The following is a 16,542-nucleotide window of genomic DNA, read 5'->3' as shown; positions in this document are numbered from 1 at the left end:
ATTTCTTATTTAATTTTTACTTCAGCAAACCTTGCGTTTCTGACTCTTCATTAAAAAATTTTACAAAGAAAGATTTACTCAATTTTGGATTTTTCTTATTTATTCTTATAAATTCTCTTTCAAAGCCGCATTTTAGATAAAATTCTGGCGCCTGAAATGCACTGGTTACTAAATTAATATTATTAAAGCCTTTTCCTTTAAAGTTATTTTCAAGAGCTAACAATAATTGTTTGCCATAGCCTTTACCGCGATAAGAATGGTCTATCCAGATATCATCAATATAAATTTCAGCAAATGCAGTATAGGCATTAAGAACGCCAAAAATCTCTTTTCTTTCATTGATAATAATCACTGAAAACCGTCGATAATTGACGTCTATACCATGACTTGTTTCATAAGCAATGAGATCACGGGTCATATGACTCTCAGTTGCTTCATCGATTTTATCTATAATGCTAATTGCATATTTTTCATTGTTTACAAGTGGTTGCGACTGTTGATGTGCATTAGTTGTGAAACGAAAAATAACTCGTTTAGGCTGCTGAAAATCATAATCAACGGATGTCACTTTTTCCTGGTAATCTTCATTAGTAAATTTTGCAATAGTTTTTCGCCAAAATGCTAAGCCACGGTAGTTTTCTGGAATAACTGAAACTTCCCATAATCCTGGGTGCATTTGCCATAGTTGAAAAGCAGAAAGGCAGCCAACGCCTTTTCCTTGAAATTTAGCAAGGATGAAAAACTCTCCCATGTTCCACATAGTATCTGGATAAATACCTACCTGATTTAAAAGAGCAAAGCCTGCCAGTTCATCACCAATTAGGATAAGAAAAGCTTTTCTAGTTGGGTCTGTGAAGTAGTTTTTAAAATTGAAGCTTTCATAAAGACCATCGGCAGGACAGGCCCAATCTACGGATATAAACCCGCATTCACGCGAAAGATCATAGACATAAAATCTCGCCATATTCTGAATAGTGGGATAATCAGCTAAGGTTGCTTGTTTAATCTTTAACTTAGCTTTTAATTCTTCAATATCCACCGCTTGTCCTTAATCATAATCCATTACCTGTTTTATATATGTATGCTTATAAAGGGATTGTGATATTTAAGCAAGAGACTATTGGTGCTCGCTTGGTGCGCAAAAAGCCCTAAAAAATTCTAATCTATAATTAAAACATACATTTGTTTTGATTTAAAAGACTATGCAGAACAAAATAGAGCCTTGGGTAATTGTCGGGGGTGGCCCTGTTGGGGAAATGCAGGCTGTGCTTTTAAGTGCAGTTTTCCCTAATCAACCTATTTATGTTATAGATAAAGTAAGAGCGCAAACAAGACAGCACGGTCTTTTAATTTGGTCTGAGACAATTGAGCGCATCATCAACCAGCTTAATTTTATTAGGACTGATATTTCATTAAAGTTAGATAAGAAGGATACTTTTGGTCAAAAAAGTATTCAATCAATTGATGATACTATTGCTTTTTTAAAAGAAAATTTATTGAAAAATTACAATGGAACGTTTATTCGCACACAAGAATTAATCGAGAAATTACGCAATGCCACGAAAGATAGATCTAATGTTTTCCATGTTTCTGGGGAAGTAACTGCTTTGCGATTAAATTTTGCGGGAGATCAAGACGATAGCGATATATCAAAATTATTAGCTTCTGCAAGTATGGTTTTTGGAGCTGATGGTGCACGTAGCCTAATTAGAGAGGAAGTATTTAATGATACTAAAGGAGATCCCTCTAAGAACGTTGAAGTAGGCCATATCCTTGAAATTAAATTTGAGGTAAAAAATAAAAATTACTCCTTTATTAAAGACCAAATTTTTAAAACTTTCGTACCTTCTCTACTTAAAGGTAATGTGCATATTTGGATGCAAAGTAAAGATAACTCAGCAACGTTACGTATTTTTATTGATGACGAAGTTTATAAAAAGCTAAGGGATAAGCGTGATCATAATGGACAAGCTTATGGCACATTTGCTAATCCTTATCGGCGCTTAATAGATCTACCAAAAGAATTTAGAGCAGCTATTGCTGAGGTTATTAATTCGGTTATTGGTGAAGAAAATATTAAATATGAAACTTTAAAAATTACTACCATACCTTTAGTAACATTTAGTGCAAAACGCTTAGTGACTCTTAAAGATGGTACAGTCTATGTGTTAATTGGTGACTCAGCTGCAGGATTAGTATTAGCGCGTGGTTTAAATAATGGCTTAGAGGGTAGTATGCAATATGTTACCGCTTTGTATTATTCTACTTTAAACGAAGAAGATTTTATTAAATGTTTTTCTCAATATGAAGAATTATTACAGACTCATATTCGTTTAATTGATGGCTATATTAGTAGTCTGCGCTATCAGCAACCAGCTTATCTTGATTTAAATGAAAAAATACAGAGTATTCTAGACAAATATTTATATATCTATAACCAAATCGTTGATCATCCAGCAAAATCAAGTACAAAACACAGTGAAATGGTTATGGGATTAGCTCAACAATTTGAAGAATTTGTAAACTCATTAATTCCAAATGCATTAGATGCGCATTGGAAAAAAGAATTATTTGAAGTGCTAATGAATAATAAATTATTATTAAAAACACCAAAAAGCGAAGTTCATATTGCAGAAGAAAATATTCAGCTAATTACTGAAAGAAATTTAAAGGGTATAAAGCATGAGGCTAGTTATCTTAAGTTTTACAATAGTGCTGTCGGGCATTTGTCACCTTTTAAAGTAAATAACTCTACCAATAACAATTCTATAACTGATATACCTAAGCCAGATGTTATTGAAGAAATTAAAAATGAATTACACAAATTCAAATATAACTTAAAAAATAATCAATCATTTTATACAGATACATTTTCAGCAGAATGGTACTATGCTGCACAAAAAGTATATATTAAAATGGATAAGTTAATTTCAATACTATCTGATTCTTCCAAAGGAAGCGTTTATCAATATTATTTAGAACAATTAAAGATAATTAATAATTTTCTAGCAATAAGCAACCTAAAAAGTGATTTAGGTGGCATGATTCATTTTCTTACTGATGGTATTACAATGCAAAAACAGCCGCAAAATACCCAAATCCCAAGTGATTATTTAAATTTACTTTTCGAATTGATAACTCAAACTGGCAATATTGCCGATAAGTCAGAAAAACGTTTCCTAAATTGAAATTACATTATTGCCTGTAGGTATTTTTTATATACACTCAAAAGTAGATTATTTCATTTTTTAGTTTAGTGGATTTAATAAATTTCTTTCTACGCGGAATGACAGGGTTTTAAGTTGCTAATTGCGAAAATAATAGAATTTTTAAGCTGTATCGTATTAGTTTATGTAAACAATTAAGTAGGTTGACTTAAGCAAAGCGCTGTCATACCCGCGTAGGCGGGTATCCATCTATCAAAATAATCCAATGCTTAAATCAAGCCACTGAGGATTATTTTGTTCTATAAGATTTATTTTCCATTGCCTATTCCATTTTTTGAGGCGCTTCTCTCTAGTAATTGCTTCATAGACGTCTGTGTGAATTTCATAATAAACTAAGTGGTGAACGTTGTATCTTTTAGTAAATCCTTTGACTAAATCTTCTTTATGCTGATTGACTCGTTGCACAAGATTAGAGGTAATTCCGGTATACAGAGTTCCATATACTTTACTAGCTAATATATAAACGTAATATTGTTTTTCTTCCATTATTCATGTTGTTAGTTGCTATAATTTGCTGTAGTAGCATAAATGATTTTGACAGTTTCCATATAATAAATTCATTTCACTTATGAAGCAAAAATAAGCTAAAAAGTTAAGGTAGAATAACCAGCGTTTATAGCAAGTGTAGTGCAAACTTTGTTCTCACCACACTTGTAATTTTCTAGCGTTGATGTTGGAAAAATAATTCTCTATCGCCGTAATAAGAAGCTAATAAAGTACTTTCTAACATTAAGGTACCAATATGGTATTCTTTGCCATGATATTTTCCATATACTTCATACATAGGTCCTACAGGTATTTGTAAAAAGGATAGTCTAAAGTCTTCGCGAGAATTTTCAGGAATTATTCCTATTACTGAGCTGCTTGGTTTGAAATAAATTTGTTCAGGAAAGACTGGAATACCGTCAAATTTTCCTTCACTTGTCCAGGCAGCTAAATGCCATATGGGTAAATCATTAGCTGGATCACGTGTCCATTCAAAGATTTTTTCAATAGCTTTTAATACCCAGCTTGTAGGGTGCGCTATTTTATTTGAAAAATCTTTAGCAAAATAATTCCAATTTGCCTGCTGTCCATCAAGCGAATTCATTACTTGTAAATTTAAGGAAGCATGCTGTGATACTAGAAACTTAATCGCCATACCTGGTATGTAATTATTTTCTGCCGGCGGAATAGCTAATGAAAGACGCGCAAGACCAATAGCACCAGTTTGGTAAATACCTGTAAAAGGATGATTAGGTACTGGAATAAAAGTGATTTTACCAACTGAACCATTAGCATGAATAATTTTGACACGACCTACCGGTAGCTCATCACTTTCATGATCAAATGTTGGGCTTAAATTAAATATTCCTTTTAATTTTTGCAACACTTCTTTAAAGCTATTTCCCGTTAGTTCGGGTAAAGAGTTTATTTTATTACTTTTAGTAATTTCTTCCCATAATAAATCTTGTTTTTGTTGCGCAGATAACTCTTGATAATTATTAGGTAATTGTGCATATACACTTAAATTGACAAAAAAGTAAAATAAACCTGTAAGTATTAAAATCCACAAGCGGCACATCAAAACTCTCCTTAGTCATTAGACCTCTTGCATAACCTGTTTAGTTTACGCGATTGCTGTGTTGCATGGATATCTCCGGTACTCATTTACACCATGTAAACTTCGCTCCTCAAAACCCTTGCGCCTTGCACTCACGCAAAATAAACAGGTTATGCAAGAGGTCTATTATTTTAATAGTCGGCATGAATTACTTCTTCGATTTAAGTTATCAAAACATAAAACTGAAAAATTTTAAGCTGTTAAAGGGTTCTTAGTTGAAATTCATAAGCCTTTATTAAAATAATATTTAAATGAAATAAATACAATAATAATGACTATAGCGCTTTATTAGGGAAACTAAAGCGAATTAAAGACAACATTGCCATCCCCAATGATTTAAAAATGCCTCTTTATCTAATTCATCTTGAGCTCTAGTAGAATTTCTTTTTAAAAGAATTTGCTCTAAATAATAACGAATATCTTCAAAAAATCGCTGCAATTGATAGAACTTACATAACGTTAAATCAATGGTTGAATTAGGATTTAAAGTAGAATAGCTCGTAAGTAGATTAGTATCTTGATAATGCCAGAGATCGCGCTCAATAGGTGCAATTTTGATACCATCCCAATCCACTAACCAAACCTCTTTTTGAGTTTGTAGAATATTGTAATGATGGGGATCGCCATGCGTAATAGCTAGAGGAATATTTTTTTGTTGCAACTGTTTCTGCCAGGTTTTTAGTTGCTCTAGTTTTTCTATTAATTGATTTTGGTAAATTTTTAATTGTGAAAATAAGCTTGCTGTATGAATATTATCTTTAAATAAACTTTTTTGCTTAAAATAATTTAATAACCCAAGTCCATACGAGATATCAAAATCCTCTTGAGCAAAATAAGTAAATTCTGCAGTGGGAAGCTGATGAAGTTTAGCTAATAAAGAGGCTAGTTTGTCAAATAGTAATTCATTTGGGAGATAAGAAGGATGGGAGCCTACAATGTAATTACATAGTATTAGAGTGAGCTCATAAGTATCAAAGCAAAAAGTATCTTTTATAGTTTTTATAATGCAAGGTACATGTTTAAGACCAAACTCATGTCTAAAACGATAAAGAGTCATTGCCATATTATGGAGCGTATTTGTCGTGGGAGGGATGGGCACTAATGGTTGATTTTTTGGATATATTTTTAGAAAAAATTTTTTATTTTTTTCAGTTTGAATTATAAAGCTGTAAAAAGAGCCTGTATCAATAAAATGAAGTTGGACGCCTTTAATGTGATATCCTTGTTCAATAAGCACAATTAATTGTTGATCAGAATACTTTAATTCATTGCGGCGCATAATTACTATCTCGGTAAAAGGAAGTCTAATAAAATGTTAAGCTCAAAGAAAAAACATGATAAATAACGTTATACCAGGAAATGATAATTTGCTTAAGGAAGTTATTCGCTGGGGCTCTCAATATCTTTTATCAGCGCATTATATACTAGAAAGTGAGGAGCCCGAAGAAGTACAAAACACGCCCTGGTCTTACGTAGTTCGCTTTGCAACTGCAAATGGTTATATTTATTTAAAACATACGCCAAAACTTCTGGCATTGGAATCTATTATTACTGAAATACTGCATGATAAATTTCAAGCCGCTGTGCCAAAAATTATTGCGCATAACGCAGATTTAAATTGTTTTTTAATGAAAGATGCAGGCAAGCCGCTGCGGAAAATTTTGCAAAAGCAATTTAATGTAATATTGCTTAGTAAAGCTATTGATAAATTCACAGCTTTGCAATTAGCTATTAGCGATAGTGTCAATACTTTTTTTAATATAGGTGTTCCAGATTGGCGATTAGCCAAGTTACCAACCTTATATAAGCAATTACTTGCAGAAAAAGACATATTGCTAGCGGATGGGTTATTAGAAAAGGAAATTAATAAATTAGAGAAACTGCTTCCTACTGTCTGCAATCTTTGTAAAAAATTATCTAATTACTCAGTTAAAGAGACTATAGTTCAGCCGGATTTTCATGATAATAATATACTTATAGATGATACCTATCAAACCACTACCTTCATTGATCTAGGGGAAATCGTAATTTCTCATCCATTTTTTTCATTGATAAACTGTTTAGAGCAAGCAAAACGCCATCATGGGTTGACAGAAGAAGATGATGCTTATTTGCAACTTAAGTATGCCTGCTATAAAAATTTTATGATTGATACATCGAAAGCAGAAATTCTAGATGCTTTCGCAATAGCGCATAAATTATGGTTTATTTATGGTGCGTTAGCTCATTACAGATTATTAATGGCATGTGGCCATACAAAACTTATTTCATTTCAAAAGCAAGGCAGATTAAGAGGTCAATTAAAACAATTTATTAACCTCATCTAGTAAAACAATTTCATGCCAAACACACCATTTTTTTTTGCAAGCCCACTATTTTTCCTCTATTTGTAGGAAAACTGCAAATAATGTGTAAATTAAATAATTTCTTTTAAAATCCCCTGTTTGTACAAGGTAAAATAGTTTTAAACAAAATTAAATGAAGATAATTATGCAACAGACGTTTGAATTAGCTAGTGAGAATAGCGATATTGACTTACCTACTGTAAATATTGGCCTTAATTTAGCCGTGCCAAGGACTAAATCAGGAGCCATTGATTTAACAAAAGCGCTGTTGATTGGTGAAGGTGGTACTCACAAACTTTATCGGTTCCCAAATGCACCCGTTGTTATTAAATTAATGAAAGAAAATCCTAATCCTGAAAAACTTGCGGAATTAGAAAAAAAATATGCCGTTTTATATAATTGTTTTGACAAGGATGGAAAGCAACGTTGTATTCGGGAGAAACATATTACTTTTCCTGTGCAACTTCCAGGAAAAGATACAGAAGAAAGCGCTGCACTATCAATTGTCCCCTACGAAAAGTGTTTCAAATCTCAAATAAAGTTTGATTTTAAAATAGAGCCTGCAGAACTTGATCCTTATTTAATTAAACACAATAAAGAGCTATTTACTACGGTAAATAAAGTGCTTCTTCACCAAGCTAACTCGCCAGGCAGCTTTAATTTAAATGATTACAGCGCTATTGATGAAAGAATTGGTATGATTTTGCAGCGCCTAGATAATGATCTAGAACTCAGAAAGGTTATGATTGAATTTTTAACTCACTACAGAGACTTTTATCGGAAAACTAATATCATTTTAGATGCAGTGGGTTTTGAAAATATTCTTTTTTTTAAAGATGACAATGATAAATGGCAGTTTAAAATTGGTAGTGCTATTAAGCATGATACCGGGCAATACACTAATGAATTATTTGCCAAATTAGCATCTGAACAGAAAATAGATTGGACTCAATTCATTAATTTCACACATGCCTATTATTCACCAGCTAACATTAGAGCTGTTAATATTTGTGCAATGAAGCTTGGCTTAGAGCCTATTATTAATGATGTAGAGATTGCTACTAAGGATTTATTTGAAATTACGCAACTATTATCAGTGCTTGAGCATATGCTTTCTTATGCACGACATGGTGATTTTACTAGCGTGGAGAAAATGCTTAACGAAAATAAAGCTAAGTTAAACTTTAATCTTAGAGACTTCTGGGCTTATTCTTTAATAGCAGATGAATACATTAAACAGGCACAACCACTAAGTGCACTTAAACAATATTTAGATATAGTTAGTCAGTTACCTATTGTTTTACCAGATAACGAGAATGATGCAGTAAGGATCAAAAATGCAAAAGATAGGATAATTGAACGAAAAAATACGGTGAATAAAGAAATTAAAAGTATGCAAGATAAAAAAATGCAGCTGCATGAAGAGCTTAAGGTGGCGCTGCCAAAGTTTAGTATTTGGTCATCTTTAAAGAAAGAGAATGCTTTGCCGATAGAGACAGCCGTAAAGCAATTTAATAGCTAAGAATTCATAATTTTTGCGCAATCGTCATTAGTCGTGCTGATTTATTTTCAATGAACGGCGAGCCATCCATATTGCATTGACTTAAAATTTTAAAACCAGCTTGTTGCAGTAGCTCTTGTAGTTGCTTGCTAGTATAGATTTGCAATGTTTGTGCGCTTTTAGAAATTTTAGGCTTACTAGATTCATATTCTTCTATAAGTGTTGTATAAGAAGCCAAAATTCCTTCTTCATTAATTGTACTGAATTGTATTTCGCGAAGTTTTTTTTCTTTTTCAGCCTTAATCCAATCAATGGTTAGTTTAGTTATATTATTATCTGTTAGGAAGTATCTTAAATTAAAGATATCAAAAAGATAAAAGCCACCAGGTTTTAAGTTTTGGTAAATATTTTCGATAGTAATTTGAAAATCAGCTTTGGTTAAATGACCTATAGCATTGAAAATGGTTATGACTGCATCAAATTCACCAACTTTTACAGAGCGCATGTCACCTTTAATAAATTGGATATTAAGGTGTTCTCGCTTCGCTTTATTTTGCGCTATTTTTAGCATATTAGTGTTAATATCTACACCAACAACAGAATAACCACGCTTAGTTAACCAAAAAACTTGCGAGCCTGTGCCACAGGTTAAATCAAGTATAGTTTTCACGTTATATTGTTTTAGTATATTTTCTATAGTTTGATTCGTTATAGCCGAATTTTCTTCGTTAAAAGCATCGTAATTGACAGCTTCTTTATTGTAATGCGAGGGTTTCGCACTAGTATGAATGATGTATTTCATAGAAATTAGAGTTTTGTCGCCTAGAACTTATCTGTAGTTTAAAATAATTTTAATTTTTTCTCATCGTATAATTAAAAGTAAGCAAATATAACAAAGAGAAGCTCTGTTTTTAGCTAGATTGAGTTGATTAACTTTCATCATGTACCACAAAGCCATTAAAGAATATGGTTTTGTATCACTGCTTAAGATTGCAGTGACACAAAAACAAACTACAATTTATTTTTTTCTTATTACAAAGTATTGGATACTTCTGTTAAATTCATAGTCTCCTTGAGGTTATTTTTTACTTCAAGTAAATCATTAATTCTTTTTGTGTATATTGCATTATCTTTTACGCCCCTTGTTATCTTGATATCTTCGCAGGTATTGACGATAACATCGATTAATTGTTCTTTATTATCTTTACGCATTAAATTATTGAAATAAACGCTATAAAGCTTATCAGATGCTGCACTTACAATTCCTTTCACAAAAGTATTAATCATCGCTCTATTAAGCGCTTCTGCAGGTTTCTTATGCATAGTATGTTGAATAAGTGGACTCGAATTAGTTACCACCTCAGCTTTCTCTTCTTTATTTTGCTCTAGTTCAATATCATCTGCAATTGGATTGGATGGCTGGCGAAATTTTACCGGGTAACGTTTTGCGTACTTTAAATATTTATTATATTGTTGATTAAATCTTTCGTGCAATTCAGCAGTACCGTTAGAATATTCTTTTCCGCCAAGGCTTCTAATGCCATCAGTTATATCATTGTGAAGACCATGCTTATCTATAGCAATTTGTAATGGTGTTTGAAAATTTCTATCCGTTGCATTGATATCACATCGACATTGGGTAGTTAAAGGTTCTACTAAATATGATTTGTTTTGATTAAGGGCGACATGTAAGAGAGAAAAGCCTGTACCTTTTTCTTTTGCCCGGAAATCAGCGTTAGCTAAATATAATACTTTTAAAGTTTCTTCAAGTTCTGAGCCATCTAATTCTCTTACAGCTAAGTGAATAGGATTAAAGCCTGTGCTTTCACAAGGCTCATCAAGCTTTGGTTTTTTTACTAAAATTTGTTCAAGGATAATTACTGAGCCTGACTCAACTGCACAATCTATGGGTCTTCTTTTTGCTGTTAAACCTGTACCATCATATTCGTTGATACTCTCTTCATTAAATTCTTCCAATAAAAGTCCAACTTGCTCAAGATTCTTGGCAAGAATTGCTTTGTTTAAATCATAAACTTTTTGATTAATCATATTTACCTTTATTATTATTTTTAGATATGAAATTTTTTTATAACCAATTGGTTACGGGTTGCGTTATAGCAGATTTTGCTAGTTTGTCTATAAAATTGGCACAAAAGAGCAAAAAAATACTTTGAATTAAATTAGCAGGTAATAATTATTTTTGATTTAAGACTAATTAAAAACTTAATATTGCTGAAATGAACCTATTGATCACTACAAATTATTCTCAATATTAAGATCTAAGGCAGGACTTTACGCTCAGCGTACAATAAGGAAGCAACCTCTATGCTTTGGTTAAAAACAAAGGCTAGACGTTACTTCTAAAGATCTAAGTTTATTTCTACATCTTTATGATTTTGAATCATACTATAGATAATATTACTTTACGTACTCTAACTTAGAATTAGAGCTAACAGAAAAAGGAAAGTAACGAAGGCTGAAGAAAACCATCTGCTCATTAGTTTTTCCACCAATGAGTTTACCTCTAATAACTGGACCTACGTGGGCTCCTGTACCACTAAATAAGATCTTTTCGGTATAAGAATATTGTAAACCTACTTTTAACTGGCCATAAGCGCCATCATAGGCTTTGTCCCAAAATCCACCGCTAATTTGCCATAACTCTCTGATATGTCCATTACAAATTCCTGTCTCAAAATTACAACCGATATTATTGGCATTTGGAATACCTAGACCAAAGAAATTATTTGGAATGGCTGCATAAAAGAATTTCGCTTGCTGCACTTCTTTGCCGCCAAATATATAAAGGTCTAGAGCAGGCGTTATATGGAGAGTTCCCCCTACCATAAAACCTGTTTCCTGTATTGGCGCAAGCCCGCCATCACTTCGAAAAGTTACGTCAGGCAATAATCCGGCTAAATAACTGCCAATACCTTTGCCAGAAAGGAAATTACCTTGAATATCAAACAACTGAGGGAATACCTCGATGACACCACCAAAACCGCCACCATAACTATTTGTGGTAATATTGTGTCGTATAGTATTATGATTTAAATATACTCTATCATAAAACTGACGATAGAGCCCAAAACTCTCGAGATGAAGTTTAATTCCCCCTAATTGAGAATCAAAAGCAAGCTTACCAATGACATCGGGTACTTGATTAAAGGAGAAATTATTAACAGAAGGCAGCGTAGCTATACCGGGGGCACTACAGAATATATTGCTAATTGCACCGAAAACTGCGCCTGTGCCAAGAGGCGTACAAATAGGAGTTCCGCCAAAAGTCGTTTGAGGGTTTTCAGCAGAAATAGCTAACCAAATTTTTTCACCAAAATTTTTAGTTAGACGTAATTGGGGCTGTCGCTTCCAGGCAAAGCCAACCACGTATTGGGCATCGATAGTCGGTGGCGTAGCCTCACTGCGTGCTTTAATACCTTGAGTAAAGGTTGTAATTAATGACCAAGCTTGACCACCTAAAATATGCCAGCCTGAAGTTTTCCAATCAATATTGGCATAAAATTGTCTAATACGTAAATCGAAAGAGTTACTCTCATTTGAATTGCCCGAGCCATTACCTAAAAAGTCTGTTTCCACATAACCTGACAGGAGTGTTTCCGAATTGACGCTGCCCTCAGCGAGCAAAGATAGCCGACTTTGTCGTGCTGATAGGCGAAATTCATGAAGATAGGCTTGTGGAAGATTTAACGTAGGAATTGCAGCAAAATTTGAACCAATATCACTTGTAATATTACGAGAGCGCCAGACACCCTCTAACGCAAAAAACCCACCAGGCGTGAGTGTTATACCACCTAGATAAATTTTTTTGTTAGTAAGGACTGTAGGCTTAGATGTTAGAGTCTGTTTTGGATGATAAAATTTAGTATCTAGATTTGGAGATACCTCGCCATAGGTTAACGAAGATAGGCCTATTGATACTACTACGAATTTAATTTTGCAAAACCGGTTTTTTTTATCAATAAGAGCAGAACCACAAATACGACTAACATCCGTAAACATACAAATATCCTTCTAAACTACTAGGTTTCCAAAGCTAAAAGTTCTGTATGGTAGCTATTGAATAACCTTAAAACAATACATTATTAAATTTGTCACTTGATTAAAAATAATGATCGACTTATATATTTTTTAATGCGAGAAAATCACAAAGCATTAGGTAGGCTAATTAACGCAGTCTGCAAGGTTATGCCAGCGTTCGTACTCTACCTAATTACAGTAGAATGCTGCCAATTCTACGTTTAAGCAAAGTCATTGGTATGATTGGTTTTATGGTTAAAACAGGAACCTGGAACACAAGCCATAAAAAATTATATCAATATAATTACCAGCTTCTTAGAGAAATAATCGCTTTTAATAAGAAGGGTTAACATTTCTATTTCTATCTAACAAAGCTTAAATACTTATAGGCTAATTAACATTAAGAATCATTATCACTAAATAATTTCAACATTGGCGTTATCTAATAATACCATTAATAAAAAATGATAGTAGGAACAGTATTACTTTTCATTAGTGGAACTAATTATTAGGAGATGAAATATAATTTCATAAAACCTTCTTCATATAGTAACGCTTATGACCCTTTGGACAGTCATCTAGAGTGCCAAACACTTCGTATCCATGTTTGAGATAAAAATATCTTGCCTGAAAATCAAAGGTATCGAGATGAGCTAAAGTTACGCCTAATTGCTTTGCTTTTTCTTCAACTTTGTTAATTAACATTGTACCAAGACCCTGATTACGGTAGCTTTCTTCAACAAAAAAGACACTGATATAAAGGATCTTCCATATATAAACTTCCGAACAAATACCTGCTATAGTCTTATCACCATTTTTGATCGTAAAATTTATATCAATGACTTCTGGCTTTTGTGTGGCAGGGGTACACGATTTATTAAACTCAAACAGTTTTTGATCCACAATCTTAAATGAATCTTTGGCATTAAGTTCTAATTTATAGTTTGTATTTGGTACATACACCTCGCAGTTAGCTGTTTCTTTGCTCTTTATCCAATCTACTAATTTCCAAGCAACTTCTTTTAAAGCGAGATCAGTTGTATCAAGAATCAAAATATTAGCTAAATCATTATAATTTGTTAGCTGGTCAAATCGCCTAAAATCCATAATACTTGCTGCAGATTCTTGAATAACATGTATAGCCCATTTTGGATCTTGATGATGCATACGAAGCCACGCAGACCAGTTAAGCATATTCTGATCTGTGCCATAGGTATTGCGCTGCTTAAGACGTTGGATACGCTCAAAATCATTAACATCTAAAAGACAAAAGTTAATTTTATCAATCTGGCTGGCAGAAGGGCTACTTAGGATTTCACCTAAAACAATTTGTCCCAACAAACAAGCATCTTTGCCGTCGCTTAGTAATTTTTTGATCCATTTTTCAGTTGATTCCTGACGCCATTTTTTATCAGCGTCCTCAGGAACACCAATATCATCAAAATCATAAACGGCAATATTATCGCCTAAAAGTTCCTTTAAATCTGGTATTACGGCTGTTTTACCACTGCCACTAGCCCCACCTATAAAATATAATTGTGTCATGGGTCAATCCTGTTTGATTGAAAAAAGGTATGCTTATTAGGTTGATAAGATTTATAAGGAACCTTGTATATATTTTCAAGTAAACACTTTGATTAAATCTTCTGTGATTGTTTGACACATGACTTGAGCCACTTCACCCTTTATTTTTTCAATTTGAATCATAATATCTTCCCTACCGCAATATCTCGAGCATCTCCTTCATAGCCATCCGGATCACCAAACGGCATTTTGATATAACCCTTATTTCTATAAAATTTTAACGCAGCTGGTGAGGACTCAACATGCAAGCTATGATAGCTCTGGTTCTTAAGCCACTTTGGCTATAAATTTGCTACTAACTTAGAGCTTCTCTTAACAAAAAGCCCATGTAAAAATAATACAAATTAAATTTTTAATCTCAATTACTAAAGAGCGAAGCTTTGGTTTCTTTGTTACCTATTAAACCAGCCGTGTTAACGATTACATCAGACAATGGTTGTAAGTTTACTCAACATGAATTTATAACTAAAAGTTTGGAGGCGAACATGTATTTTGCTCATCTATATCATTCATGGGAACATGGCCTAAATCAAAATACTAACGGTTTAATTCGCCAGTATATTCCAAAGGGTAGCTCATTTTCTAATTTGACTCAGAGAAAATCCAAAAAATAACTACTCGATTAAATTCACACCCTTGGAAGTCATTGGGTTTTGTTACGCCAGATGAAAAACTCAATACACTAATGAATGTTCGAAGATGTAGCCAATTTTTATAAGTTCATTTGCATTTCTTGATTTAGAGCACTATCAAATTGTTGCATCGCGACAGCAGCCATCAAATGCCAAGCAACATGCAACCAAGGCCCTACTAATTCAGGGTATCTTCGCGTAACGTTAGTGTCTACAAGGTTTACAGCCATTGCAAAAGCACCTACTAGGAGTAATTGGGGATTATTTAAGATAAGTCTGCTATTTCCAATTGCCTTAATACCAATTAGGGCAACACCCATCATATCAAGATCATGTAATCCCTGGTTAAGAATAGCATGGCTTAGAGCTGAAGCAGTTGCTGCAAACATCAGTGTAGGGTCATTATAATAAAAAGCTACTGCAAGCATGGGTATATTTGAAATAGTGCATGCAGGTTCCGCGATTGGCCCTAAAGATGTAAATTCCCGTCTACTGGTTAAACTAGTAGGAGCACTAATTCGCTTAAAAAAATTTGATAGAAATTGCATTTTTAACTATTCCTTTATAGAAAGTGACTGGCAACATGCTGAAAAATAACATAATATAGTAAATGAAGAAACGATATTTTTACTTTATGCTTATTTAAACAACATTGCTCGATTGAAAAATTAAAGAGATATTAATTATATAAAATTTAAATTAATATCAGAGTGATTTGTTGAAAGCTAACAATTGCACTTACAAATTGAATCTGCGTAGTTTTAATATGTCAGCTGTATTAATAGCCATCGCTGCCTCCCATTCTTTAATCTAATTATATGAGCCGCAGATTTTAGCTTAATTTTGCCTCATTATAATAGCGCAATAATTTAGTTATATTTAATATCTTAAAAAATTTTGCGATTGAGTAATGTAATACGAAAGCTTGGAAAAATGCTTTAAAGCGAGCTGGTATAGATAATTTTCGCTGGCATGATTTAAGGCATACTTGGGCAAGTTGGCATGTTCAAAATGGAATAAGCTTACAAGAGTTACAGCAGCTAGGCGGATGGTCAAATTTTGAAATGGTGTTGCGATATGCACATCTTTCAAGTGCTCATTTACAAATAGCTGCAAATAGAATTAGTTCATTAGCATGTGGTAAAAATGGTTACTTGTAACCAGTGTAGAAAAGGAAGTGTTACAATTTTGCTACACCACTATTTTGATGAGCATATCTGTAATTTGCAACTCATGTCTTTGGAATAGACCAGCCAAAAATGGCGCGCCCGGAAGGATTCGAACCTCCGACCCCCTGGTTCGTAGCCAGATACTCTATCCAACTGAGCTACGGGCGCGTATGACTGGCGGAGAGAGAGGGATTCGAACCCTCGATGGGATTTCTCCCATACTCCCTTAGCAGGGGAGCGCCTTCGACCACTCGGCCATCTCTCCAAGTAATGCGGCGAAGTATAACAGTTATTTTCGTCACGTCAATCTCATGCATGAAATTCGTATTAAAAAATATTGATTTAAGTTATCTAATATAATTTACGAAATGGTTCATTAACTGCTATCTTTTATATAAATGGTGATAAATTTATAAGGCTTATTCAGAATTCACGTTAGTAAT

The 16,542-nt window shown here is 33.3% G+C and carries 13 protein-coding genes, 2 tRNA genes and 1 pseudogene; 5 read left to right on the top strand and 11 right to left on the bottom strand.

Annotated elements, in window-relative coordinates:
- Positions 1-16: 16 nt before the first annotated feature.
- The gene (locus ACNVED_RS09270) at positions 17-1,039 is read right to left on the bottom strand and encodes a GNAT family N-acetyltransferase (RefSeq protein ID WP_419418739.1); all 1,023 of its coding nucleotides are present in this window, start codon (positions 1,037-1,039) and stop codon (positions 17-19) included.
- A 163-nt stretch (positions 1,040-1,202) separates the two neighbouring features.
- Here ACNVED_RS09270 and ACNVED_RS09265 point away from each other — a divergent pair, with 163 nt between their 5' ends.
- Positions 1,203-3,188, top strand: a complete 1,986-nt coding sequence (locus ACNVED_RS09265) for a hypothetical protein (RefSeq protein WP_419418738.1) — start codon at positions 1,203-1,205, stop codon at positions 3,186-3,188.
- Positions 3,189-3,419: 231 nt separating this feature from the next.
- On the opposite strand, the gene ACNVED_RS09260 is transcribed toward ACNVED_RS09265, so the two are convergent.
- The 3 genes from ACNVED_RS09260 to ACNVED_RS09250 form a co-directional block, all read right to left on the bottom strand.
- Complete coding sequence (locus ACNVED_RS09260) at positions 3,420-3,713, bottom strand: GIY-YIG nuclease family protein (protein WP_419418737.1); 294 nt, start codon at positions 3,711-3,713, stop codon at positions 3,420-3,422.
- 175 nt (positions 3,714-3,888) lie between these two features.
- Positions 3,889-4,791 carry a hypothetical protein gene (locus ACNVED_RS09255; RefSeq protein WP_419418736.1) on the bottom strand — a complete coding sequence of 301 codons (903 nt, stop codon included), beginning with the start codon at positions 4,789-4,791 and terminating at the stop codon, positions 3,889-3,891.
- Between the two features lie 346 nt (positions 4,792-5,137).
- Positions 5,138-6,109 (bottom strand): phosphotransferase, encoded by a 972-nt coding sequence (locus ACNVED_RS09250; RefSeq protein WP_419418735.1) that lies wholly within the window; start codon positions 6,107-6,109, stop codon positions 5,138-5,140.
- Between the two features lie 55 nt (positions 6,110-6,164).
- Here ACNVED_RS09250 and ACNVED_RS09245 point away from each other — a divergent pair, with 55 nt between their 5' ends.
- Complete coding sequence (locus ACNVED_RS09245; RefSeq protein WP_419418734.1) at positions 6,165-7,157, top strand: phosphotransferase; 993 nt, start codon at positions 6,165-6,167, stop codon at positions 7,155-7,157.
- Positions 7,158-7,320: 163 nt separating this feature from the next.
- Positions 7,321-8,697, top strand: a complete 1,377-nt coding sequence (locus ACNVED_RS09240; protein ID WP_419418733.1) for a hypothetical protein — start codon at positions 7,321-7,323, stop codon at positions 8,695-8,697.
- Between the two features lie 4 nt (positions 8,698-8,701).
- Here ACNVED_RS09240 and ACNVED_RS09235 read toward each other — a convergent pair whose 3' ends face one another.
- The 4 genes from ACNVED_RS09235 to ACNVED_RS09220 form a co-directional block, all read right to left on the bottom strand.
- Positions 8,702-9,478: a class I SAM-dependent methyltransferase gene (locus ACNVED_RS09235; protein WP_419418732.1), complete on the bottom strand. Its 777-nt coding sequence runs from the start codon at positions 9,476-9,478 to the stop codon at positions 8,702-8,704.
- 230 nt (positions 9,479-9,708) lie between these two features.
- Complete coding sequence (locus tag ACNVED_RS09230; protein WP_419418731.1) at positions 9,709-10,725, bottom strand: hypothetical protein; 1,017 nt, start codon at positions 10,723-10,725, stop codon at positions 9,709-9,711.
- A 369-nt stretch (positions 10,726-11,094) separates the two neighbouring features.
- The gene (locus ACNVED_RS09225) at positions 11,095-12,696 is read right to left on the bottom strand and encodes a hypothetical protein (protein ID WP_419418730.1); all 1,602 of its coding nucleotides are present in this window, start codon (positions 12,694-12,696) and stop codon (positions 11,095-11,097) included.
- A gap of 546 nt (positions 12,697-13,242) precedes the next feature.
- On the bottom strand, positions 13,243-14,259 hold the full coding sequence (locus ACNVED_RS09220; protein WP_419418729.1) for a GNAT family N-acetyltransferase: 1,017 nt from the start codon (positions 14,257-14,259) through the stop codon (positions 13,243-13,245).
- Between the two features lie 449 nt (positions 14,260-14,708).
- On the opposite strand from ACNVED_RS09220, the gene ACNVED_RS09215 reads away from it, so the two are divergent.
- Entirely contained in the window at positions 14,709-14,912 is a 204-nt protein-coding gene (locus tag ACNVED_RS09215; RefSeq protein ID WP_419421167.1) for an IS30 family transposase, read from the top strand.
- 98 nt (positions 14,913-15,010) lie between these two features.
- On the opposite strand, the gene ACNVED_RS09210 is transcribed toward ACNVED_RS09215, so the two are convergent.
- Positions 15,011-15,478 (bottom strand): hypothetical protein, encoded by a 468-nt coding sequence (locus ACNVED_RS09210; RefSeq protein WP_419418728.1) that lies wholly within the window; start codon positions 15,476-15,478, stop codon positions 15,011-15,013.
- A gap of 363 nt (positions 15,479-15,841) precedes the next feature.
- On the opposite strand from ACNVED_RS09210, the pseudogene ACNVED_RS09205 reads away from it, so the two are divergent.
- Positions 15,842-16,090 (top strand): annotated as a pseudogene (locus tag ACNVED_RS09205) (tyrosine-type recombinase/integrase); the annotation flags it as partial.
- Positions 16,091-16,190: 100 nt separating this feature from the next.
- Here the strand turns inward: ACNVED_RS09205 and ACNVED_RS09200 are convergent.
- Positions 16,191-16,267 (bottom strand) — tRNA-Arg (locus tag ACNVED_RS09200).
- 7 nt (positions 16,268-16,274) lie between these two features.
- Positions 16,275-16,364, bottom strand: a tRNA-Ser gene (locus ACNVED_RS09195).
- Positions 16,365-16,542 lie beyond the last annotated feature (178 nt).

The organism is Legionella sp. D16C41, assembly GCF_048541585.1.
Classification (GTDB): Bacteria; Pseudomonadota; Gammaproteobacteria; order Legionellales; family Legionellaceae; genus Legionella_C.
Note: the sequence above shows the minus strand (reverse complement) of the source record. Positions and strands in the feature narration are given on the sequence as shown.